Origin of the sequence: Hyunsoonleella rubra, assembly GCF_042684665.1 — a bacterium.
In the GTDB taxonomy this organism is placed as follows: Bacteria; Bacteroidota; Bacteroidia; order Flavobacteriales; family Flavobacteriaceae; genus Jejuia; species Jejuia rubra.
On the sequence record NZ_JBHULY010000005.1, the window covers coordinates 469,494 to 495,208 of the forward strand.

14 protein-coding genes and 2 tRNA genes are annotated in these 25,715 nt (G+C 38.1%); 14 read left to right on the plus strand and 2 right to left on the minus strand.

Annotated elements, in window-relative coordinates:
• Positions 1 to 18: 18 nt before the first annotated feature.
• Together ACFSR8_RS02965 and ACFSR8_RS02970 are read left to right on the plus strand one after the other, a co-directional pair.
• Positions 19 to 90: transfer RNA gene (locus tag ACFSR8_RS02965), tRNA-Gly, on the plus strand.
• 37 nt (positions 91 to 127) lie between these two features.
• A tRNA-Leu gene (locus tag ACFSR8_RS02970) sits at positions 128 to 212 on the plus strand.
• Between the two features lie 138 nt (positions 213 to 350).
• Here the strand turns inward: ACFSR8_RS02970 and ACFSR8_RS02975 are convergent.
• Both ACFSR8_RS02975 and ACFSR8_RS02980 read right to left on the minus strand, forming a co-directional pair.
• Positions 351 to 1,016: an AraC family transcriptional regulator gene (locus ACFSR8_RS02975; protein ID WP_380288869.1), complete on the minus strand. Its 666-nt coding sequence runs from the start codon at positions 1,014 to 1,016 to the stop codon at positions 351 to 353.
• Positions 1,017 to 1,695: 679 nt separating this feature from the next.
• Positions 1,696 to 2,583 (minus strand): AraC family transcriptional regulator, encoded by an 888-nt coding sequence (locus tag ACFSR8_RS02980; RefSeq protein ID WP_380288871.1) that lies wholly within the window; start codon positions 2,581 to 2,583, stop codon positions 1,696 to 1,698.
• 440 nt (positions 2,584 to 3,023) lie between these two features.
• On the opposite strand from ACFSR8_RS02980, the gene ACFSR8_RS02985 reads away from it, so the two are divergent.
• The 12 genes from ACFSR8_RS02985 (at position 3,024) to ACFSR8_RS03040 (ending at position 25,708) form a co-directional block, all read left to right on the plus strand.
• A complete protein-coding gene (locus tag ACFSR8_RS02985) occupies positions 3,024 to 4,439 on the plus strand; it encodes a hypothetical protein (protein ID WP_380288873.1) in 1,416 nt (471 codons plus the stop codon).
• A 163-nt stretch (positions 4,440 to 4,602) separates the two neighbouring features.
• Positions 4,603 to 7,659 carry a SusC/RagA family TonB-linked outer membrane protein gene (locus ACFSR8_RS02990; protein ID WP_380288875.1) on the plus strand — a complete coding sequence of 1,019 codons (3,057 nt, stop codon included), beginning with the start codon at positions 4,603 to 4,605 and terminating at the stop codon, positions 7,657 to 7,659.
• A gap of 4 nt (positions 7,660 to 7,663) precedes the next feature.
• Positions 7,664 to 9,244, plus strand: a complete 1,581-nt coding sequence (locus ACFSR8_RS02995; protein WP_380288877.1) for a RagB/SusD family nutrient uptake outer membrane protein — start codon at positions 7,664 to 7,666, stop codon at positions 9,242 to 9,244.
• A gap of 40 nt (positions 9,245 to 9,284) precedes the next feature.
• Positions 9,285 to 10,898, plus strand: a complete 1,614-nt coding sequence (locus tag ACFSR8_RS03000; RefSeq protein WP_380289382.1) for a glycoside hydrolase — start codon at positions 9,285 to 9,287, stop codon at positions 10,896 to 10,898.
• Positions 10,899 to 11,007: 109 nt separating this feature from the next.
• A complete protein-coding gene (locus ACFSR8_RS03005) occupies positions 11,008 to 12,432 on the plus strand; it encodes a hypothetical protein (RefSeq protein ID WP_380288879.1) in 1,425 nt (474 codons plus the stop codon).
• A 116-nt stretch (positions 12,433 to 12,548) separates the two neighbouring features.
• A complete protein-coding gene (locus ACFSR8_RS03010) occupies positions 12,549 to 14,135 on the plus strand; it encodes a glycoside hydrolase (RefSeq protein WP_380288881.1) in 1,587 nt (528 codons plus the stop codon).
• A gap of 20 nt (positions 14,136 to 14,155) precedes the next feature.
• Positions 14,156 to 15,784 (plus strand): sulfatase, encoded by a 1,629-nt coding sequence (locus ACFSR8_RS03015; protein WP_380288883.1) that lies wholly within the window; start codon positions 14,156 to 14,158, stop codon positions 15,782 to 15,784.
• A gap of 45 nt (positions 15,785 to 15,829) precedes the next feature.
• Positions 15,830 to 17,233, plus strand: coding sequence for a sugar porter family MFS transporter (locus ACFSR8_RS03020; protein ID WP_380288885.1), 1,404 nt, complete (start codon positions 15,830 to 15,832; stop codon positions 17,231 to 17,233).
• A gap of 5 nt (positions 17,234 to 17,238) precedes the next feature.
• Positions 17,239 to 18,003 (plus strand): SGNH/GDSL hydrolase family protein, encoded by a 765-nt coding sequence (locus ACFSR8_RS03025; RefSeq protein ID WP_380288887.1) that lies wholly within the window; start codon positions 17,239 to 17,241, stop codon positions 18,001 to 18,003.
• Between the two features lie 8 nt (positions 18,004 to 18,011).
• Positions 18,012 to 20,852 carry a sugar-binding domain-containing protein gene (locus ACFSR8_RS03030; RefSeq protein ID WP_380288889.1) on the plus strand — a complete coding sequence of 947 codons (2,841 nt, stop codon included), beginning with the start codon at positions 18,012 to 18,014 and terminating at the stop codon, positions 20,850 to 20,852.
• 33 nt (positions 20,853 to 20,885) lie between these two features.
• Positions 20,886 to 24,188 carry a DUF5107 domain-containing protein gene (locus ACFSR8_RS03035; protein WP_380288891.1) on the plus strand — a complete coding sequence of 1,101 codons (3,303 nt, stop codon included), beginning with the start codon at positions 20,886 to 20,888 and terminating at the stop codon, positions 24,186 to 24,188.
• An 11-nt stretch (positions 24,189 to 24,199) separates the two neighbouring features.
• On the plus strand, positions 24,200 to 25,708 hold the full coding sequence (locus tag ACFSR8_RS03040; RefSeq protein WP_380288893.1) for a sulfatase family protein: 1,509 nt from the start codon (positions 24,200 to 24,202) through the stop codon (positions 25,706 to 25,708).
• Positions 25,709 to 25,715 lie beyond the last annotated feature (7 nt).

Consider the following 25,715-nt stretch of genomic DNA (forward strand, 5'->3'; position numbering starts at 1 on the left):
GTACGTTCATTAAATAATGCGAAAGTAGCTCAGGGGTAGAGCATCACCTTGCCAAGGTGAGGGTCGCGGGTTCAAATCCCGTCTTTCGCTCAATAACTTCTTGTATTAAGTTCAAAAATATGAAGTTGCTGAAGTGGTGGAATTGGTAGACACGTTGGACTTAAAATCCAATGGCCATTATGGCCGTGCGGGTTCAAGTCCCGCCTTCAGTACTATTGCCCTTGATAATCATTTGATTTTCAAGGGTTTTTTTTGTCCAATATCATTTTTGAATGATTGCTGTATTGTTATGTTCATATTCAATGTACTGCTGTTAAACCAAAATGGATGACCTTTTGGAAAATGAGGTTTTACTTTCGCTTGCTCTGTCTATAATTTCTCGGTGATTTGCCCATGAAGTTTTTAAAGATTCTTGAAAAATAAAAGGGATCTTCAAACCCAACCTTGAAACTTATTTCCTTGATGCTTAAATCCGTATAGTTCAAATACTCGCAGGCCTTTTGTATCTTTTTTAAGTTGAAGAAAACCAATACGGAGTACCCTGTCTTGTTTTTGAATTTGCTTTGTAATGAGGCTTTGGAGTAATTAAACTTAAAAGCAATTTCATCAATTGAGTGCTTTTTGTTCAAGTTGTTGTCTAAAAATTCGATAGCGGAATTAACGATGGTATTTTCGGAGGCTTTGTTTAAGCTAGACTCAAAGTCATGGTAAACAAAATGGCTGATAAAATTTAGGCTCAATAAGTTGGCATACTCCAAATGATTTTCTAGAGAATTGCTATTAAAAAGAGAGAATATTTTATCGAATACGTTAATTCTTTCTCTAGAAAAGGGGATGTTTTTGTAATTGTCAAGATGTGTCTGGGTGTATCTTTGATAAAGTTCATCGGCTAATGGCCCATTGAAGCTAAACCAATAAATACTCCAGGGATCATGTTTATCGGCTTTATATTCGTGCCTTGTGCCCTTCGGAATTATGAAGAACTGATTGGGGTTTATTTTCCGCTCTTGTCTCATTAATACAGATTTCTCCTTTTCCCTTGGTGCAATAAATAAAAATGTAATGTTCGCAACTTTTTTCCCGGAGAAGATAATGGAGATGTGCTCTTGGGTAGAATCCTAAATCACTGAACTAAAAGTTTCGAGTAATTTGGTTTTCCTCAGAAATATTAATGATGGATTTCGGTAAGGCAACCATTTTTTGACCTAAAAATTTTCTTTTAAAGCTGCGTGTCCTTGCTTATTTTTTTAAGAACAGTGTTTTAAAATCTACATTAAATTTTTACTAGATTTAGTGATGTCCCGTCAATTTAGGGTATTAAGGATAAAACAAATCAGATTGTTTAACGGCTCCAGCTTCAACTTTACATATTCGATAAGTTAACGTGAGTTCGATGTATGACTATTTGATAATCAATTATTTAGAGGTATTTGTTGTTGTAAGTATGTCATTCCGAACGAGGAACGAGGAGGAATCTCATCATTATGAGATATCTCGTCGCTCATCCTTCGCTCTGTCGATATGCCAAAGCGCGGTTTTCAATATTTTAATAATAATTTATTTGTAGATATTTAAATCGAACTCACGTTAAGTTATAATTAATTACAACGATGGACAGCCATATTCTATTTGTAATTAACTTATTTCGGAAATAGTATTTGCCAGCTACCCTTTTGTGGTCCGCAAATCACCCATTTATTTCTGTAAACTTTTTTTATACTGTCGAGGCGATTTGCCCATAAAGTTTTTAAATATTCTTGAAAAATACAACGGGTCGTCTATACCCACATTAAAGCTGATTTCCTTTATGCTCATATCGGTATAGTTTAAAAGTTCGCATGCCTTCTGTACTTTTTTTAGGTTAAAAAAAACCAACAAGGGATACCCGGTTTTGGTTTTAAATTTGGTGTGCAAGTAGGATTTTGAATAGTTAAACCGGGACGCGATTTCGTCCAATGTAAATTTTTTGTCCAAGTTATCCGTTAAATACTCAATAATTGAGTTTACCGTTGTAATATCAGCGTTTCTTTTAACCGTAGTTTCAAAGTCGTGGTAAACAAAATAACTTATAAAGTTAAGGCTGAGAATGTTGGCGTACTCGATGTAATCTTCCAAATAATTACTGCGAAAAAGCGCAAAGATCTTTTCAAAAGAGTTGATTCTTTCTTTGGAAAAAGGGATGTTTTTATAATTTGAAGTATGCGTTTGTGCAAACCTATTGTAAAGCTTGTCCGCTAATTGCCCGTTGAAGTGAAACCAATAAATGCTCCACGGGTCTTCTTCGTCAGCACGGTATTCATGTTTTTTGTTTTTTGGTATAATAAAAAATTGATTTGGGTTTATTTCTGTTCTTTCATTGCCAAGATAAATTTCACCTTTGCCTTTGGTACAATAAATAAAGATATGCTGGTTGGCCCCTTTTTTTCTGAAACGGTAATGATGGTGGGCTCGAGGATAGTAGCCCAGATCGCTGACGTAGAAATTTTGGGTGATGTCGTTATTTTTAGAAAAACTTATGATCGATTTGGGTAAGGCTATCATTTTCTGCCCTAAAAATCCTTCTTTTAAACTTATATTGTCCATTTTATTTTCGAAACAATTGTTTTGTCTCGTGCTAGCTGTTTCTGATAACCACTTTCAAATGTTTGGCAACAGTGGAAATTCAAAACAGGCTGTATTAATATTCACTAGAGCGGACTTTGTTTTCTTGTTCAAAATCTATACTTAAGTTGTAATAAGGTTGTCCATTATAGATAATGTTTAAATGTACAGAATAAATATTTAAAAAGCAATATTGTCCATATATACGGCTTTTGTGTCTATTATTTTTTTTAAGCTAAATGATAATTTTGTAAATAAACGCAGGTGTATTTAAATTTGTGCTATAAAAATTGGTTTGAAATAGCGAATAGTTTGCGTCCAGGCGAAAATCTCTAAATTTTTTATAATACGATATTGTCCTTGTTTATCACATTAAAAAAGAATTAACCTAATTTTCAACTAAACATAATAAACATTAAAAAATGAAAACAATTAAAAAGAAGTTGCTGGTCATCACAGGTATGCTGGTCATCCTATCGGGATGTAGTGACGATGACTCGTCTGTAAACGTGGATTCTACTCCAGAATTCCAAACGTTGATTCAGGAAATCTCATCCTTACCTGGAGAAATTTTCCTCTTCGAAGGTATCGTAACCGACCCCGCAGGTATCAAAACTGTTAACTTTAAATATGATAAGTGGTTTTTGGATAAGACCATAAGAAAGGATTCCTTGCCAGAAACATATACTATATCCTATATGTTCAAGGTTCCCGATGACGAAGTGGATTTCAGTACACACACCATACCTGTCACCATCACCAATGCTGGTGATGTCGCCACAACTAGAGATGTAGTTGTAACCTTAGACAAGGATATTGCAGCTCCTACAATTACTGTTAATAGTCCTGTGGACGGCGCTACCGTATTAATTGGCGCGGGTAATGAAATTAATTTTGATATCGACTTGGCCGATAGGGAATTGGCCGAATTCAAGATTGAAAGTGATTTATTAAATGAAACGCTTGCAATTTCAGGAGCATCTTACAACTATACCAACGTTTTGGATGTTGCTAATCCAGGAAACTATACATTTAATATTACAGCAACGGATGTAACGGGTAACGAGGCAACGACTACCGTTTCGGTAAGTGTTGTTACAGATTTGCAGTTTAATGCTATGTTTTTAACCGACGAAACTAGTGATGCGGCTTTAAACCAAGATATTTTCGGAATTCCATTTAGTACGGAGGGGAGTCAGGCCACGGGTGAAGACGGTTATGTGTTCACTGGTCGTTACTATTCAACTGCTGCGAACTCAGAGGTTAGGTTTGTTCCACAACAAGGATCTTTTGAGCCTTTTACCTTTGGTGCTGATCCTAATACGCCAGGAAAGTTGTTGTTGGGCCAAAATGCAAGTGTATCCCCAATAGTTCTTCCGGGAACAGGGTATTACGAAATTACAATGGATGTGCGAGACCTTAGTTATACTGTTACATCATACACACCTAGTGATCCGGCTTTTGATCAGGTTTATATTTTAGGTAGGGGCATTTTTATTGACGCTGTAACTTCTACTTGTACTAACAACAATGACGGTAGCACACAATGTTGGCACTTCAACTCTGGTAAACCATTTACAAAAGATTCAAATAATAACTATTTGTGGACTATCGATGTTACCTTACAGGATCAACCAAATGATAACGGGGCTAATGGTTTCATTTTGAATGCGAATACTTCTGGGTGGGCACCGTTTTGGAGAACAAATCCCGACGATCGATCTCAAACAGTGCCTGGCGGTGGCTCAAATTATGTCTTTGATGACAGTGCATTGAATAAAGACTACACGTTTATATTCGACACACATTTAAATAGAATTATAGCCAAGGAAAGATAATGTACAGTTTAAAGAATGCCTAGGTGCCTAGGCATTCTTTAATATCCTATTTGAAACTGGAAAAGGTTAAATGAAGCCGTCATGGCGGATTTTAACAACATTACCTACTGAATTTTCACTAAAGTAAATTTTATAACAAACCAACATTAAAAAAGCAAATTAAATGAAACAAATAGCTTTAATTGCAATAAGTATCTTGTGCTTCGGTTTTACCATAACGGCCCAAAATACTGTTGAAGGAACTATTAAGGATGATCAAGGGCAGCCTTTGCCTGGGGTTAACATCTTAGAAAAAAATACAACCAATGGATTTGTTTCCGATTTTGACGGAAATTATACCATGTCCGTTGGTGATAATGCCATCTTGGTTTTTAGCTACGTCGGCTTTAAAACTCAAGAGGTGGCGGTAAATAACAGAAGTAGAATTAATGTTACACTTGAAACAGACAATGCGCAGCTTGATGAAGTTGTAGTGATTGGATACGGTGCCGTAAAAAGAGATAACATTGCAACGTCTATGGCCTCAGTGAAAGGCGAGGATATAGCCACCCAAGTAGCAAGTAACCCCGCCGAAGCGCTACAGGGTAGGGCTGCTGGTGTTCAGGTGTTATCATCGGGTGGAAATCCGGGAGCTTCTCCGCAAATTCTTATTCGTGGTATAACAACATTTAATGGAACAACCAACCCCCTAATTGTTATAGATGGAGTATTGCAGCCTGACGGTACTTCATTAAACGCTATCAATGCTCAGGATATCCAAAGCATGGATATTTTAAAGGATGCTGCGGCTTCTGCAATTTATGGGTCTAGAGCTTCAAATGGTGTTATTTTGATTACGACTAAACGAGGTAAAGCAGGGAAAACTGTTGTTAATTTTGATTTTAACTATGGTGTCCAAAATTGGGACAAAATTGATTTAGCAAATGCAGATGAATATATTCAAGTTCTGAACTCACGCTATCAAAATGATGGTTTAGCAGGAGATAACCCTTTACTTTCTGCCTATGATGGGGTTACGGATACCGATTGGTGGGAAGAGGTTGTAGAGGACTATGCACCTGTCATAAATGCTAATGTCCGAGCTTCAGGTGGTAGCGAAGGTCTTAAGTATGCGGCAAGTGTTAGTTTTTTTGATCAGCAATCCAACTTTTCTAAAGGATGGTACCAAAGAGTTACCGGTCGATTTAATGTGGATTTTAAAATATCCGACAGGGTTACATTAAAGCAGGATTTAAGTCCAAGGGTTGAGCGTTGGGAAAACACTCCAGGGCTTTTAAATTCAGTTCTGAGAATAGATCCATTAACCCCAGTTTTTATTCCTCAAAGTGAGCGCGTGGGGCTTAGGAATAATGAATTTAGCATACATAGTTTGCCCATTAATTTGGTTGGTCACCCCATAAATGCTGCTGTTAGGCATTTTGACGAATCCAAGTTTTTTGCGATGTTCTCTAACACGCAGTTGAATGTTAAAATCACACCAAGTTTAACCTTTAACTCCCAGGCCAGTGTTAATTGGACGTCTAATACTAGGGAGCAGTTTGAGCCTGAATACTTTTTAGGACCCAACCGTCAGTTGGAAATAAATAATTACACAGAAAGAAAGACCACTTCTTTCGATTATGTTATTAATAACACCATCACTTTTGATAAGACTATTTTGGATAAGCACTATTTTAATGTTATGGGCGGTATTTTATGGGATTCCACAAATAGAGATTGGATTGAAGGTTTTGCAGATGGTTTACCGAGCAACACCAAGCCTGAGCTTAGAGAGTTGAGGGCGGCCCAAGGTGAAACGGTAAGAGTAGATAGTGACAAAATAGTGCAAAATCTTTGGTCTGGGATATTTAGGGTCATTTATAGTTTTGATAACAGATTCACGCTAAACTCCTCGGTAAGGGTAGATCAATCCTCAAGATTTCCAAAGAATAATAGAACAGCAATATTCCCAAGTGCTTCTTTAGCATGGGATGTGGACTCTGAAAATTGGTTCAAGAGCGAAACTATAAACAACCTGCGCTTTAAAGTTGGAGTTGGGGAAGTAGGTAATCAAGTTATTCCCGCCACTGGTCGCTTTTTTTCAATAGGCTCGGATAGTTATGTGTTGGGTGGTCAACGCGTACTTTCAAATTTCTTAAGCCAATTTGGTAACGAAGATTTAAAGTGGGAAACGGTAAGGGATAAGAACATTGGCGTTGAGTTAGGGCTGTTTAATAATACCATAACATTTTCTGCGGAATACTATGAAAAAACTTCAGTAGATTTATTGTTTCCCGTAGAATTGCCTAATTATACTGGTGTACCAGGTAATGTTTGGCAGAACGTAGGTAGTTTCGAGTCTAAAGGTATCGATATTGCCCTGGGATATAATAAAACTTGGAATGATTTTACCTTAGGTCTTAATTTAACCTTATCCACAAATGAAACCAAAGCTGTTGAGTTGGCCCCAGGAAACGAAGTCCTTTTAGGATTGAGAAGGGAAGCTTTAGGAAATCAATATGGAAAGCAAACAGTGTTAGGAGATCCTGTAGGTTTGTTTAAAGGCTACCAGACCGACGGTATTTTTCAAAACCAGACAGAGTTGAATGCGCATACCTCTGAGGATGGAACCATTATCCAGCCTAATGCCCAAGTTGGGGATTTGCGCTTTGTAGATCAAGATGGAGACGGAAGATTAACCGTTGATGGCGACTATGTGACCACCGGAAACCCATTTCCGGATTTTTTTGGCGGTTTTAATATTAATATGGGCTATAAAAGATTCGACTTGTCCATGCAGTGGTATGGTACTTATGGTAATGATGTTTATAACGCTGGTCTGGAATATAATCGTGCGGGTACCCAAAATCTTAATGTCCTTGCAGGAACCATCAACGAGGTGTGGATGCCATCCAATACCGGGGCTAGATTTCCAAGGTTAACCGATCAGGATCCAAATGGCAACTATAAGAGCCCTTCTGATTTATTTATTGAAGATGGATCCTATTTAAGATTGCGTAATATCCAGTTAGGATATAACTTTAATCTTAAAGGGTTTCAAAAATGCAGATTATATGTGTCAGGACAGAACTTAATAACCATTACAGATTACAGTGGGTTTGATCCTGAAGTCTCTGGGCAGGCTACGGGTGACAATAATATTATTAACCAATTTGGGGTAGATTTTGGCAGAAGCCCGGTAGCCAAAATGTATTTATTAGGACTAAATTTAACTTTATAAGATTATGAAAAAGATTGTTTTATTTTTATTAGTTATTGCAACTGTGTTTGTTACGAGTTGTGATAAAGAAGAGTTTTTAGATCAGCCTTTATATGGCAGACAGACATTGGAAGATTTCTTTGCTAATGCAGACAACTCAGAGTTTGTTGTCAATGGTATTTACAGAAAAGTAAATGGTGAAAGTTGGTGGCAGGTAAATTTCCAGCGCCAAATTAATGAAATGGCCTCGGACGATAACTGGGCAGGTAACACACTGCAACCTAGGCCAGATATTACCGGGATTGCGCAGTATAATGTGTTTCCGGGTTCAACCTATTTTAACTCTTTTTGGGAAAGCCATTATATAGGAATTACAAGGGCTAATTTAGCATTAGATCAGATACCAAACTCTGATATTGATGAAGATATAAAAACGCAATACATAGGCGAAGCAAGGTTTTTACGTGCGTTTTTCTATTTTGATTTGGTTAGAAACTTTGGTGGGGTGCCAATTGTGGCTTCTTATCAAGAAATATTAGACCCTTCTATAAATGATAAGACCCGTGCGTCCGTGGCGGAGGTGTATGCTTTTATAGAAGAAGACCTGATGGTTGCCGTCAATAATTTGCCAAGAAAAAGCGAATATGCCTCAGTTGATTTAGGTAGGGCAACTAAAGGGGCGGCGCAATCATTGCTAGCTAAAGTGTATTTGTATCAAGAAAAATGGGGGCAAGCACAATCTATGGCTAAAACGGTGATGGATTCGGGAGAATACAGTTTAGAGGCGGATTTTGCAGATATTTATAGAGTGGGTAATGCACATGGTGTTGAATCCATTTTCGCAATAGAGTTTATTAATAACCCAACGTTTAGGGAAGTTGGAGCCCAATACGCCATTACAAATGGTAGTCGTGGCGACCGGGGCTGGGGCTGGGGCTCGCCAACAAGTGATTTGGAAAACGCCTTTTTAAGTGAAGGTGATAACATCAGGTTAAGATCTACAATCATTAAACATGGAGACCCTGTTTTTGGTGATCCCGCGGTTACTGAATTTGATGGCAAGCCCACTGAAAATAAATCTGGACGCACCAATAGAAAATACTATGTTCCCGTGGGAGAAAGACCTGAGCCTTATCAACGTGGGCAGATTCCTGGGCAGTATATACATATAAGATTGGCCGATGTTATTCTGTTCCATGCAGAGGCAGCGTACTTTAACGGGGATGAAACTTCAGCTAAAAATTCCTTGAAACTGATTAGGGATAGAGTAGGTCTAAGCACCAATATGTCATTGTCTGGTTCGGCCCTGAGAGATGCAATCTGGAAGGAAAGACGTTTGGAAATGGCGTTGGAGCAGCACAGGCTGTACGATATTAGAAGGCAAAAAATTAATGGTGTCCCAAGGATAGCGTTAATACTAGGGCCAAACGGATCCTTTGTAAAATACAATACTGAAGTAAGTACGGATCCATTTGAAACAACAAACCTATTGGAGCCACAGGATAGTGGTAGGTTATTCGATCCAAACATTCACATGGTATGGCCTGTTCCGCCTGAAGAGATTCAATTGTCTAGAGGTAATATTACTCAAAATCCTGGGTACTAAATTTTGTTAAGGTTTTTTAAAATTAAAGATCATTTTGAAAGTGTATAGGTTTATTTTAGTTTTTGCAAGTATTGCGATTCTTATGGGCTGTAGCTCTGATAGTGCTACAGATCCTAACGACCCAAAGTTTGATACGCCAGAAGAAGGCGTTACACTTGACTTCAATAGCACCTTTCAAGTGATTGATCATTTTGGGGCTTCGGGTGGTTTTCAAGGCCAATGGGTCGGGAAATGGCCCGATGCTACCAGAAACAGGGCGGCCGAATGGCTTTTTAGTACAGAAGCAGACCCTCAAGGGAACCCAAAAGGAATAGGGCTTTCGTTATGGAGAACCATGATAGGAGAAGGATCGGCAGATCAAGCTAATAGTGGTTTTAAAGCTTCGAATTGGTTTCGTGAAATGGAATGTTATATGGCACCTGATGGTAGTTTCGACTGGACGAAGCAGGCAGGAGAACAGTGGTTTATGTCTAAAGCTAAGGAGTACGGTATAAACAAGTTTACAATGTGGACAGGTTCTCCACCATATTTTATGACTAAAAATGGTTATGTGTTTAGTACTTCGGATGTTCCAACTTTTAATTGCCAACCAGATAAATATGATGATTTTGCTAATTTCTTAGCGGATGTTGTAAAAAATTATGAGGATAAAGGTTACAATATTTCAACAGTTTGCCCCTTTAATGAGACCCAATATGAATGGAATGCCGAAGTTGGCAATGCCCAACAATCTGGAACCAGGGCAACAAATGCAGAAATAGCTGCGGTAACTAAGATAATTGATAACGCATTTACCCAAAAAGGAGTGAATGCAAAAATAATGATTCCCGAGGCGGCTCAACTAAAGTACTTGTTTGAAGGCTCTGGTAACACGGTAAATCAGGTCAACGATTTTTTCAACTCCTCTAGTGCTAATTACATTGGGGATTTGGCTAACCTTTCTAAGTATATTGCCGGACATAGTTATTTCAGTAATGGAACAACTACCGAGTCCCTCAGGCAGCGTAAGTCATTGAGAACCACTTTGGCTGGTTATGGCTTGGATTTCTGGCAAACCGAATATAGTTTGTTAGGAACGGCCTATCAACAAAATAAGGATATTTCAACCTTTCAGGAGATTGATTATGCCTTATGGCTGAGCCGTATCATCCATACGGACTTAGTGTTTGGTAATGCCACTGGATGGAGCTTTTGGACGGCATTTAACCAATCTACATTTGGAGATCATCCTTTTAGGTTTAATTTAATTCTGTACCAGCCCAATTCTAATGAGCCCGCGCATACTGATGGTGCTATTGACGACAATAAGCTCCTTTGGGCGCTTGGTAATTTTAGTAGATTTGTAAGGCCGGGCATGGTGAGGTTTGAAGTGAAAGACCCCGATTACGGCGAATCCGCCTCGGTTGAAAACTTTATGATTTCCGGGTATAAAAGCACGACCAGCAAAGAAATCGTCTTGGTCTGTATTAATAATACGGACAGTAGCAGAACTATCGCATTAGATAACTACGGTGAAGATTTTGAAGTCGTCAATGGTGATTTTGAGGTCTTTACAACCTCTGCTGGAAGTAATTTGAGGAAATCTATAATGGATTTCGATGGCTTAAGTATCCCTAGTAAGTCAATCGTTACGCTTAAGGCGACACTTAAATAACAAAAACTGAACAGGGGTATATTGGGGTAGCCATGTTGGGCTAAATATCTTCAATGGCTTCTTGTGTCCGTTTAAAAAGTTGTTACGAACTTAATTAAAAAAGATAAAGATGTTAAAGATTAAAAACATTCTGTCATTGCTTATTTTAGGGCTAATACTAGCATGCAGTGCCAGTGACACCACTGACCCTAATGACCCTAAATTTGATGACAATGATGACGACCCTAAGGGTGGGCCGGCTAATGCAGATATTACCTTGAAGGTAGATGCTACGGACGCTGTAGATATTTACCCTGATATTTTTGGGATCAACAATGATTGGCGCCAAATACCGGATAATACCTTTTCAAATTTTGCTTCCACTCTCGGAAATATAGGAACCACAGTGGTAAGGTACCCTGGGGGCTGGGAGTCTGAGTTTTATGCTTGGACAAGCAATACAACTCCAGGCTGGGATAAAACTCCAACAAACCCTGGAGCTTCGATTGCAACATTAAAGAGTAACGTTGCAAATTACAGTGTAGTTCTTCCAACGGCGGAAGCAATGGACAAGGCTTTGGGCTCCTCACAGTACAATACGGCTATGGCAAGTTTAAAAGCTAGAACAAAGCAGGCCATCGATTTGTCTGGTATTAATTCTGTTAATGGCGGTCTTGTAGAAATTGGTAATGAATGGTGGTTGCAATGGGCAGGAGGCGTATCTAGGGCGCAAAAATTGGATAAGTATGTTAATGTTGCGATGGAGCTGACAGAGTATATAGTTAGTGAATACCCGAATCGTAAGTTCAAGCTATTGATTAATGGCGATTATACCCAGCCTCAGGAGTTTACAACCATGAAAAATAAGTTTACTAGAGCTTATGATGCTATTGATGGGGTTGCTTTACATACCTATACTGGGTATGTTACAGATACGCATAACATCGCTGATTTGGAACAAAGAATAAAAGATTGTGCAAATAACTTTAATCCCAACAAAAATTTCAAATATCTGTCCGAATGGATGCCCTCAAGGGATTATAATGATAGAGCATTATATATGGAAGCGGCCAACATCATACCTGATATCGTGCATATATATGCAAGGGCTGGTTCCCAAGCGGCGGCCTTTTGGCCTCCAATAAACACCTCCATTCCTGGATTGGGCCTGACCAATTGGAATTACACTAAGGTGTTCCCAACGGGACAGATTTTAGGTGAACTTGCGGGTTCTTACAAAGGAAAATCTTTAAAAACGACATCAAATAAATTCCATTTGGCAGCAGCACTGCAAGATGCCAATACTATGGTGTTATTTATTACCGGAGGTAGGGAAAGCGGTAAAAAAGTAGCCGTAAAAGTTAATGGATTTACTATAAGTTCGATACAGAGTGTGGAGCGCTACGTGCCCGCTGATTATAGCGATACTGCCAAGGCAGAACCCTACCTCACTCAAACAGCATCTGCTGAAATCAGCTCTGATAACGAGGTAGTGGTAGATGTTAATAAACAAGGCTTATACCAGATTTACAAAATTGTGGTTAAAGGGAATTAGTGAGTAGTATAATCCATGTATTGAGTTAAGATATCTATTTATTATAGAAATTATAGGTTTAAATTTGTTAAATATTTATAGCTATTTCAGTAGTTTAAGCAATAATGTATTTTATTTTGACACATATAGCATTCAAAACAAAAATAAGCAATATAATATATGTATGTGTGTTGCTTTCTGGTGTTTTTGTGTCATGCCACGATTCTGATGCTCAAATCTTAAAGGCGCATATCAACGTAAACGATGAATACCAAACCATAGATGGTTTTGGTGCTTCTGATGCATGGCGATGTCAATATGTTGGCGCAAATTGGCCTGATAGGAAAAAAGAGAAAATAGCAGAACTTTTATTTAGTAGAGGTGTTGATGGTGAAGGTAACCCAAAAGGCATAGGACTTTCAATATGGCGTTTTTATATTGGAGCTGGTACTGCAGAGCAAGGGGCAGACTCAGATATAAAAAACGAATGGAGAAGAGCTGAATCCTTTATTGATGTAAATGGAAACTATAATTGGAACAAACAAAAAGGTCAGCAGTGGTTTCTAAATAAAGCCAAATCCTATGATGTCAACAAGTTTCTTGCATTTTCTATTTCGCCTCCAGTGCACTGGACCAAAAATGGCAAAGGATATAACGGAGATAATAAAGATGGGGAGATTAATCTAAAACCTGAATATTTTGATGAGTATTCCCAATTTATGGTTGAGGTTTTAAAACATTTTGACTCCAAAGGTTTAAAGTTTGCCTACTTAAGTCCAATTAATGAACCGCAATGGGATTGGGAAAAGAAAACTCAAGAGGGTACACCTGCAACCAATTTAAATATTTTAGAGTTAACAAAACTTTTAAATGACGACATTAAAGAAAGTAGTTTGGATACCGAAATCGTTTTGGCCGAAGCAGCAGATTTACGGTGGTTGTATTCTGATTACGGTAAACCTGAAAGGGGAAATCAAATAGACTACTTTTTTGACGCCGAAAATAATGCTAGTGCATTGAATAATGTGAAAGGCACCATTTCTGGACATAGTTATTTTACCACTTGGCCAGTGGATAGCTTGATTTCAATTCGTCAAAATTTAAAGGCGAAATTACGGTCACATGATATTGATTATTGGCAAAGTGAATTTTGCATTTTAGAAAACACCGATGATATAGGTAGTGGTAGCAAACGTGATTTGGGTATGGATACTGCTTTGTACGTTGCTCGTGTTATACATACAGACCTTACCTTGGCAGACGCTTCTTCTTGGCAGTGGTGGACAGCACTGACTAATGCAGATTATAAAGATGGTCTGATCTATTTGGATACAGGAGATACTTCAGATTTGTTCAATTTGGATAGAATGAAATTTGATGGCGATTTTCATGATTCAAAATTATTATGGGCTTTTGGCAACTATTCACGTTTTGTTAGGCCTGGAATGGTAAGGGTAGATCTTGATGCTCTTAATGGTAATAAAATGCTTGATGAAAATTACAATGACATTATGCTCTCTGCGTACGTTGACAAGAACACTTCAAAACTAGTTGTGGTTGGAATAAACTATGGTAATGAGCCAAAAGAGGTCGATTTTACCGATTATAACATCTCATCAAAATATGTTACTTCAGCGAACAAAAATTTAGAGTTTGAGAAAGTGATACATAAAAAAATAACATTAGATGCACGTTCAGTTAATACGTTAGTTGGCAGTATCTAAAATAATATAAGAGTAAAAATATGAACCTATTAAGAATCAAATTAGTCAAGTTTGAGTTAGTTTTAGTTTTGATCCTTTGTTTGGCAACCATTCTTTTGAGTGGTTGCAAAAACAAGGGGCAAGCAAAAACTGAAAGTCCTGAAGTTAAAAAACCGAATATCGTTTTTATTCTGGCAGATGATTTAGGTGCACACGATTTAAGTTTTGCTGGAAGTAGTTATTATGAAACACCAAATATTGATGCTGTTGCTAATGAAGGGGTACAATTTACTCAGGGATATGCTTCTTGTCAAGTGTGTAGTCCTTCCAGGGCTAGTTTAATGACAGGGCAAGACCCTGCCCGCCATGGTATAACAGATTGGATAGGTGCGGCTACGGGACAAAAATGGGGCGATTATTACAATACGAAGGTTATGCCGCCGGAATATGTGCATGCGCTTCCCGAAGAAAGTATCACAATAGCTGAAGCATTAAAACAAAACGGATATAAAACATTTTTTGCAGGAAAATGGCATTTAGGAGACGTGCCGTATGGTCCTGAAAACAATGGTTTCGATATAAACAAAGGAGGATGGGAAGTAGGTGGACCTAAAGGTGGGTATTATGCGCCTTGGAGAAACCCTAAGCTGGATTATAAGCACGAAGGAGAAAACCTTACCAAGCGTTTGGCTTTAGAAACGGCCGAGTTTATAACGGCTAATAAAGATGAACCGTTTTTTGCATACCTTTCTTTTTACGCGGTTCATGGTCCTATAGAAACTACAGAAGCGAAATGGAAAAAATATAGAGATAAAGCCGAAGCTCAAGGTATCCCCGATTCTGGTTTTAAAATGGAAGCTAGATTGCCTATTAGAACGGTACAGGATAATCCGGTTTATGCTGGTTTAGTAGAATCTATGGATGATGCCGTAGGTATTGTTCTCAATAAATTAAAAGAGCTGGGCTTAGAAGAAAATACTATTGTAATGTTTACATCGGATAATGGAGGTGTGGCTAGTGGTGATGCATTTTCTACTACAAATCATCCTTTGCGAGGCGGTAAGGGTTACCAATGGGAAGGTGGCATTAGAGAGCCATACTTAATTAAAGCACCAATGATAAAAAATGCGCCTAAACAAATTGATTACCCTGCCTCGGGAATAGATTTTTACCCAACATTATTGGACTTGGTGGGTGCGGAAAAAGATCCAAACCATATTGTCGATGGTGTAAGTTTAGTACCGCTGTTAAAGGGGGAAACATTAAAAGAAAGACCGCTGTTCTGGCATTATCCGCATTATGGAAATCAAGGTGGAGACCCCGTTAGTATTATAAGAAAGGGAGATTACAAGCTTATCCATTTTTGGGAAGACAGACATGATGAACTGTATAATCTATCAACAGATCCTGGAGAAACAAATGATATTTCGAAAGACGAACAAGAAGTAACACAACGTTTACGGGCTGAATTAGATGCGTACTTGGAAAGTGTCAATGCTAGAGTTCCCGAAGTTTACGCTAAGTATGATGATACGAAGGCGAAGGCTAAATATAATGAAAGAAGAACCAAAATGAAGCAACGTCTTGAAAAACAGCGTAAAGACTTTTTAAGTAAAGATTTTAATCCGAATAATAATTGGTACGACAGCAGTTTGAATACGAAAGACTAATCACCTAAAAAAAGAAAAACAACTAACTAACCAAACTAGACTATAATGGGAAACACTAAATTTAATTTTGGCTATTTACTTTTTCTGGCACTTGTATCCGCAATGGGCGGTTTTCTTTTTGGCTACGACTGGGTAGTTATAGGTGGAGCTAAACCGTTTTATGAACTGTTTTTTGATATAACCTCAGAACCCACTTTACAAGGTTGGGCCATGAGCAGTGCACTGATTGGCTGTATTTTTGGAGCCGTAATATCCGGGTTTGTAGCTGATAAATTTGGTAGAAAAATCCCTTTAATTTTGGCCGCCTCATTATTTATTATTTCGGCATTCGGAACGGGATATGTAGATAATTTTACACCTTTCATCATATACAGACTTATAGGTGGATTAGGAATTGGATTGGCCTCTACGTTGTCGCCTATGTATATAGCAGAAATTGCCCCGGCAAAATATCGCGGTCAGTTTGTGGCTATAAATCAATTAACGCTCGTTATTGGAATTTTGGCGGCCCAAGTAGCCAATTATTTTATCGCAGAAGCTATTCCAGAAAATAGTACTCCTGAAATGATATTAAACTCTTGGAACGGACAAACCGGATGGCGATGGATGTTTTGGGCTGAATTGGTATCGGCAACCCTATTTTTCCTATTGATGTTTGTTGTACCAAAAAGTCCTAGATTTTTGGTGAAGATTAATCAGAATGAAACAGCCAAAAAAGTATTAGCAAAAATAGGAGGCGAGGCTTATGCGCAGGAAGAACTCAACAGTATAAAAATGACATTGCAGGAAGGCGGAGAAGCTAAAGTTAATATTACTGATTTGAAATCTTCTAAAATCAAACCTATTTTAATTATTGGTATTGTGTTGGCAGTATTCCAACAGTGGTGTGGTATTAACATCATTTTTAACTATGCTGAGGAAATATTTACTGCGGCTGGCTATAGCGTCGGCGATATGTTGTTCAATATTGTGATTACGGGAAGTGTCAATTTAATTTTCACCTTAATTGCGATGAGAACTGTTGATAGTTGGGGTCGCAGAAAACTCATGCTTTTTGGTTCAATAGGCTTAGGGGTTGTGTATTTAATTTTGGGTGGTGCCTACTTTTTCCAATTTACAGGATGGCCAGTATTATTATTGGTAATCACTGCTATTGCTATTTACGCGATGTCCTTGGCTCCAATTACTTGGGTGGTTCTATCCGAGATATTCCCCAACAAGATTAGAGGTGTGGCCATGTCCATTGCAACCTTTTCCCTGTGGTTAGCTTCCTTTGTGTTAACATTTACATTCCCAATTTTGAATGACGCATTAGGTGCTTCGGGAACGTTTTGGGTATACAGTATAATTTGTATTGCTGGTTTCTTATTTATAAAATCGAAGTTACCGGAAACAAAAGGTAAAAGCCTTGAGGAAATAGAACTAGAATTGACTAAAGATAAAGAATAAGAAGGATGAAAAAGGTACTCGATATATACTTGTTTTTAGGGATGTTCTTAATCTGCAATGCGTGTAAGTCTTACGCTCAGGATATATCAAATGATACGAAAGATAGTTGTCCTCATTCCGCACATTATTTGGAGAGCTTAAAAACAGAGCTTAAAGTAAAATGGCCAAATAACCGCACCATCAACTTAGTCTTTCATGGGCATTCAGTACCTACAGGATATACCACGAGAGGAGTGTTAGATAGGATAAATGCTTACCCCTATCGCACGTTAAAAAAAGTGAATGATTTTTACCCATACTCTGTAGTGAATACTATAACCACATCCATTGGAGGCGAACAAGCAGAACAGGGTGCGAAGCGGTTTAAAGAAGAGGTTTTAATTTACAAACCTGATGTACTGTTTATTGATTATGCACTTAACGATAGAAAAATGGGGGTAGAACGTGCAAAAGTGGCTTGGGAACAAATGATTGTAGAGGCATTGGAATATGGAACCAAAGTAATTTTATTAACGCCTACACCGGATTTAAACGAAGACATTTCTTCGGATGATACACCATTAGCAAAGCATAGCGAGATGATTCGTGCTTTGGCTAAAAAGCATAAAGTAGGCCTTGTGGATAGCTATGCACTATTTAAAAAACTATCGGAAACAGAACCTTTAATTGGCTATATGGCTCAGAATAACCATATCAACCAAAAAGGGCATCAATTTGTTGCGGACGCTATTTTCGAATATTTCATAACGTCAAACTGTAATAAGAATTAATATTATTAATGAAGCTTTTCAAAACACATACAATCCTTTTTTTAATCATTATAAGCTTCACTTTACAGAATTGTAAAAGTGATGAAACGGCTTATATGGATTTGTCTGGAAACTGGAGTTTTAGTATTGATTCTTTAGACCAAGGTATTCAGGAAAAGTGGTTCAATATAAGTTTGAAAGACAGCATAAAATTACCTGGGTCTATGCCAGAAAACGGCAAGGGTAATGATATTTCTGTAAAAACCAATTGGACGGGTAATATGTGGAACGATAGCCTTTGGTACACATCAGAAGAAATGAAAAAGTACCGTCAAGAAGGTAACGTTAAAGTTTCCTTTTGGCTAACTCCGGTTAAAGATTACAAAGGGCCTGCTTGGTATCAAAAAAAGATAACTATTCCTGAATCATGGGCTGGTAAAAACATTAATCTAAACTTAGAGCGTGTACACTGGGAATCTATCTTGTGGGTAGATGACAAGAAGATAGGTATGGAAAACAGTTTAGCAACGGCGCACAATTATAATTTAGGTGAATTGTCAGCTGGTGAGCATACTATTTCAATACGAGTGGACAACCGTATTAAGGACATCAATGTTGGGTTGGACGCCCATAGTATTTCGGATAATACGCAAACCAATTGGAATGGTATTGTGGGGAATATTTCACTTTCAGCAGTTCCAAAATTGTCAATCGGAAATGTGAAATTGTATCCTAACGTCGCAGATAAAACGGTTAGGGTTGTGGTTCAAATTGAAAACGGAACAGGGAAAAACCAAACCGCAGAATTAACACTTCAAGCTAAAGAGAAATCAGAAAACGGACAAGCTATTGAAGTTTTAAAAGAGTCAATTCAAATAGACGATTCCAAAATAGTTGAGTTGGAGTACCCCATGGGTGATGCACCCAAACTTTGGGATGAATTCAATCCTAACTTATACGAAATGCAGTTGTCGTTGAATACTGAAAATGGGTCAGATACCAAAACTGAAACGTTTGGTATGCGAGACTTTAAAGCTGATGGCACTGTTTTTACAATTAATGAGCGCCCCATTTATTTAAGAGGAACTCTCGAATGTGCCATTTTTCCATTAACCGGTTACCCTCCAACTGATGTTGATGCTTGGAAAAGAATTATGAATACTATTAAAGCTCATGGTTTAAATCATATCCGTTTTCATTCGTGGTGTCCGCCAGAGGCCGCATTTCAGGCCGCTGACGAAATGGGTGTTTATATTCAGGCAGAAGCATCTGCGTGGAAAGCTGGTTTAGGGGATGGTGAACCTGTGGATACTTGGTTGTACCAAGAAGGCGAGGATATTATCAACGCTTATGGCAATCACCCGTCATTTGTATTAATGACGTATGGGAATGAACCAAGTGGTAAAAACCATAAAGAGTATTTAACAAAGTACGTAGATCATTTTAAGGCATTGGATAACCGCAGGCTATACACTAGTGGTGCGGGCTATCCATATCTTGAAAATATGGATTATTATAATCATAGAGGTCCGAGAATACAAGGTTGGAATGAAAACCTGAAGAGTGTAATTAATGCAAAACCCCCACAAACAGAATTTGATTGGAGTAAGTTTATTGACAAAACCCCGATGCCTTATGTTTCGCATGAAATGGGGCAGTGGTGTGTATATCCCAACTTCAGAGAAATGTCTAAATACACAGGCGTTTTAAAACCTAAAAACTTTGAAATTTTCAAAGAATCTTTAGAGGAGAACGGTATGTTAAAATTGGCAGATAGCTTTTTACTGGCTTCTGGAAAATTGCAAACGCTTTGTTATAAAGCCGATATAGAAGCTGGATTACGAACCAAAGGAATGGCAGGCTATCAGCTTTTGGATTTGCATGATTTCCCTGGTCAAGGCACCGCGCTTGTTGGTGTTTTAGATGCGTTTTGGGATGAAAAAGGCTATGTAACTCCAGAGGAGTTTAAGTCATTTAGTGGAAATACGGTGCCTTTGGCGCGACTAGCAAAACGTACTTTCGAGAATTCTGAAACGCTAACGGCAAAAATTGAAATAGCACATTTTAGTGAAAACCCCATGCAACAGGTGGTTCCAAAATGGCAATTGACTCATGCAGACGGTAGTGTGTTTTCTAAAGGCGAATTGGCTAAAACAGATATTCCAATAGGAAATGGCATTCAATTGGGCAGTATCAATCAATCTTTAAGTGCTATAAAAACAGCTCAAAAGTTAACGTTGACGGTTTCAGTAGAAAATTTTAAGAATAGTTGGGACGTTTGGGTGTATCCAAATCAAAAAAAGGCCATTGAAAATGAAGCGTCCGTCAAAGTAGTTAGTAAACTGGATGCCAAAACCATCGGCTATTTGCAAAACGGAGGTAATGTGCTTTTAAATATTAATAAAGGTGATATCGCTCCAGAAAAAGGAGGCGACATAGGTATTGGTTTTTCAAGTATTTTTTGGAATACCTCATGGACAAACGGACAGAAGCCTCATACATTAGGTATTCTGTGTAATCCAAAACATCCTGCATTAGCTCATTTTCCAACGGAGTACCATTCTAATTGGCAATGGTGGGATGCTATGAGCCATTCGAATGTTATCATTTTTGATGACATGCCAGAACTGAATCCTATTGTAAGGGTTATTGATGATTGGTTTAAAAACAGAAAAACAGCACTCATTTTTGAGGCTAAAGTAGGTAAAGGAAAGTTGTTGTTTTCTGGAATAGACCTTCATACCAATTTAGAAAACAGACTAGAGGCACAACAGTTGCTTTACAGTTTAAAAACATATATGACCAGTAAGGATTTTAATCCTAAAAACGAATTAAAAATTAGTCAGCTAAAAGCGCTATTGACCTATTAGCAACAAACAAACTAAGCATAAAATTATTAGATTATGAAGACAGTAAAGGCTTGGCACGAGAGAGTAACCATCCCTACTTACGAAGTAGGAACACCAGAGAAATATCCTGTTTTTTTAGAAAAACGTGTATATCAAGCAAGTAGTGGTTCTGTTTATCCACATCCCGTTATTGAAAAGATTAGCGATGAGAAAGTAGATAAAGAATGGGATGCTATTTTTATTGAAAACAACTACATCAAACTCATGATTTTACCAGCTTTAGGGGGTAGAATTCAACGAGCTTATGATAAGATTCGTAAGCGTGATTTTGTTTATTATAATCATGTGATTAAACCGGCTTTGGTTGGCTTAACAGGACCATGGATTTCTGGTGGGATTGAGTTTAACTGGCCTCAACACCATAGACCAAGTACTTACGACCCAACAGATTTTTATATTGAAGACAATGAAGATGGGAGCAAAACGGTTTGGGTTAGTGAATTAGAGCGTATGTTCCGTACAAAAGGTATGGCTGGTTTTACCTTGCACCCTGATAAGGCTTACATTGAAATTAAAGCCCATTTATACAACAGAACACCGCATCCACAAACCTTTTTATGGTGGGCTAATCCGGCTGTGGCGGTTAACGACCATTACCAATCGGTGTTCCCACCAGATGTAAATGCTGTATTTGACCACGGTAAGCGCGATGTGTCTGAATTTCCAATTGCCAAAGGTGAATACTATAAAGTAGATTATTCTCCTGGTACTGACATTTCTCGATATAAGAACATTCCGGTTCCAACAAGTTATATGGCCATCACTTCTAAATACGATTTTGTTGGTGGTTATGAAAATGATTCAAAAGGTGGATTGCTACACGTTGCAGACCATAATGTGTCTCCTGGAAAAAAACAATGGACTTGGGGTAATGGTGAATTTGGTAAAGCTTGGGATAGAAACCTAACAGATGAAGATGGGCCATATATTGAATTGATGTGCGGGGTTTACACAGATAATCAGCCAGATTTTTCATGGATGCATCCTTATGAGGAGAAGAGTTTTAAGCAATATTTTATGCCATATTACAACGTTGGTGTGGTAAAAAATGCGACGAAGGAGGCTTTGGTTAACCTTGAAATGGTAGATGGAAAGGCTCAAGTAAAAGTGTATGTTACTTCTACTTATGATAATTGTGTTATCACTCTCAGCGCTAAGGGTAAAGTATTGCATGAAGAAGTACTAAACCTTTCACCTGAAGTTGGTTTTGAAAAATTAATCGATATTGGAGCAAACACTTTTGATGATTTACAAATTTCAGTGAATGATAGTGCCGGTAAAGTTTTAGTGGATTGGGAACCCGATAAGGATTTATCAGATGAAATTCCTGAACCAGCCAAGGCGGCCAAAGACCCAAAGGATATTGAAACTATTGAAGGCTTGTATTTAAGAGGGCTTCATTTAGAGCAATACAGACATGCAACCTTTGTGGCTACCGATTATTATGAAGAGGCCTTAAGACGTTCACCAAAAGATGTGCGCATCAACAATGCTATGGGACTTTGGTTTATGCGTAAGGGGCAATTGGAAAAATCAATTTCTTATTTTGATACAGCTATTGAGACCTTGACAAGTCATAATCCTAACCCTTATGACGGTGAGCCTTATTTCAACAAAGGTATGGCATTGAGCTATTTGGGTAAAAAAGAAGAGGCTTACGCTAGTTTCTTTAAAGCCTGTTGGAATGCACAATGGCAAGATGCTGGGTATTTCAACTTAGCGCAAATTGATTGTTCTCGCGGTGATTTAGAAAAAGCCATGGATTTGGTGGATAGAGCTTTAATTAAAAACTGGCACAATCATAAGGCAAGACACCTTAAGGTGATTTTACTGAGAAAAACTGGTAAAATTGAACAAGCTAAACAGTTAATCAAAGATTCCTTGGCAATTGATAAATTCAATTTTGGAGTGCTTTACGAAAAGTATATTTTGTCTAATACTCAAGAAGATTTAGAGGCATTCAAAACGATTCTTCGAAATTATGCACACAATTACATTGAGTTTTCTTTGGACTATGCGATGGCGGGTCAATTTGATGAAGCTGTGGCTCTTTTAAAAGTACATACTGAAGCCAATAAAGAAGTGTATCCGATGGTGTACTATTTTATGGGATGGTATTTAGACCAAAAAGGCGATAGCAGTGGTGCTTTAGAGGCTTATAAAAAAGCATCTAAAATGCCGGACACCTATTGTTTTCCAAATAAGATTGAAGAAGTTAAGGCGTTGGAATCTGCTTGTAAAGCGAATCCAACCGATGCTAAGGCATTCTACTATCTTGGGAATTTCTGGTACGCCAACCGACAGTATAAAGAAGCACAAACGTGCTGGGAAACTTCCGTGAAATTAGATGATAGTTTTGCTATAACCCATCGCAACTTGGCATTGCTTTACTATAATAAAACCAATCAAAAAGAATTGGCAGTAGCACATTTAGAAAAAGCATTTGAGCTGGATAGTACCGATGCACGATTGCTGATGGAGCTCGACCAATTATACAAAAAGATTAATGTGCCAGTTGAAAAGCGATTAGCATTATTGGAGGAGCATATTGACTTGACTAATTCTAGAGACGATTTGTACCTAGAGCGTATTGCGCTTTATAATTTGAAAGGTGATTTCGAAAAAGCAAAAGGATTAATAGATAAACGTCAATTCCACCCGTGGGAAGGTGGCGAAGGCAAAGTGCCATTCCAGTATTTAACAAGTAACATTGAGCTTGCAAAGCAGTATATTTCTGTTAAGAATTATGAAGGCGCTATTGAGCTTTTAAAACAGTCAAAAGATTACCCTCACAATTTAGGAGAAGGTAAACTACATGGTACTGTTGAAAATGACATCGATTATTGGTTAGGCTGTGCCTACGAAGGTTTAGGTAATGAAGAGAAAGCCAAAGCTTATTTTGAATTAGCTTCCGAAGGATTGAGCGACCCGAGTCCAGCAATTTTTTACAACGACCAACAGCCTGATAAAATTTTCTATCAAGGATTGGCATTGCAAAAATTAGGACGTAACGATGAAGCTAACAAAAGGTTTGATAATTTGTTGAACTACGGACAAGAACATATTAGTGATAATGTGAAGTTAGATTATTTCGCCATATCGTTACCAGATTTATTGATTTGGGAAGAAGATTTGAATGTGATCAATCAAATTCACTGTAATTATATGATTGGTTTGGGGCAATTGGGTAAAGGTAGCGATACAGGGGCAACTGAGGCTTTTTCAAAAGTTCTTGATACTAATTTATCACATATTCCGGCGCATATTCATCAAGCACTTGTTAGTGTTAAATCTTAAAATTACAAGTGATGGATGTCTCAGCTCTTGTTAAAAGTGTGGTATGTGGGGCTTTGTGTTGCATAGTCTTTCAAGCATGCGCTCAAAGTACCAACCCCAATATCGTTATCATTTATGTTGACGATTTAGGCTATGGCGACATTGGTGCAAACGGCGCCATTGGCGTGGAAACACCTAATATTGACACGTTGGCCAAAAATGGGCTAAATTTTACAGATGCCCATTGTTCTGCATCAACCTGTACACCGTCACGCTATTCATTACTAACAGGGAGCTACGCTTTTAGACGAGAAGCACAAATACTTGAAGGCGATGCGCCACTCATTATAGACCCTAATAAGGGAACTTTGCCCAAAATGCTTCAAAAAGCTGGGTATAAAACAGGTGTGGTTGGTAAATGGCATTTAGGACTTGGTAAAGGAAAAATCAATTGGAATGAAAAGATACCATTAGGCCCAGAAGAAGTGGGATTTGACTATAGTTTTTTAATTCCAGCCACGGGTGATAGAGTACCTTGTGTGTTTTTAGAAAATCAAAAGGTGGTTGGCTTGGACCCTAACGACCCCATTACAGTAAGTTATGGCACCAGAATTGAAGGTTACCCATGGGGTTTTCAACATCCTGAATTGTTAAAACAACATACAGACCCTTACCATCAAGGGGCTATCATTAATGGCATAAGTAGAATTGGTTACATGAAAGGTGGTAAAGATGCGCTCTGGGTAGATGAAAACATTCCTTTTGTATTGAGTGATAAAGCCACAACATATATCAATGAAAATAAAGACAATCCGTTCTTTTTATATTTTTCATTGCATGATATCCATCAGCCTAGAATAGCCAATATCAAATTTGTAGAAAGCAGTACTATGGGACCACGCGGAGACGTGATTGCACAAATGGACTGGTGTGTTGGTCAAATTTCAGAAGCATTGGATAAGCAAGGCTTGTTAGAAAACACCTTGATTATATTCACAAGTGACAATGGCCCCATTTTAGATGATGGTTACTTAGATTATGCCCGAGAATTGGTGGGAGACCACAAACCTGGAGGTCCTTATAGAGGTAGTAAATATTCTGCTTATGAAGCTGGTACCCGAATGCCTACAATTGTCCACTGGCCAAAAGAAGTAAAACCGGGCACAAGCAATGCCTTGTTATCTCAATTGGATTTATATGCCTCTTTGGCTTCTTTGTTAAATCAAAAGATTGAAAAAGGAGAGGCTGTGGATAGTCAAAACTTTGTGGAGTCTTGGTTGGGAAAATCTGATAAGGGACGCAAATATTTATTGGAAGAATCTTATACTTTCGGTTTTAGAATGGATAACTGGAAATACATCAAACCTAAGGACAAACCCGTACCTAATTGGATTGTACAAAAGTTTGTTGACCCAGGCTTCAGACCAGAGCCACAATTATTCAATTTAGACGAAGACCCTTCCGAAGCAAAAAATATAGCCAGCGAGCATCCAGAAATCGTGGCTAAAATGGAGGCTAAACTGAAAGAAATTTTAGAGTAATAAAATA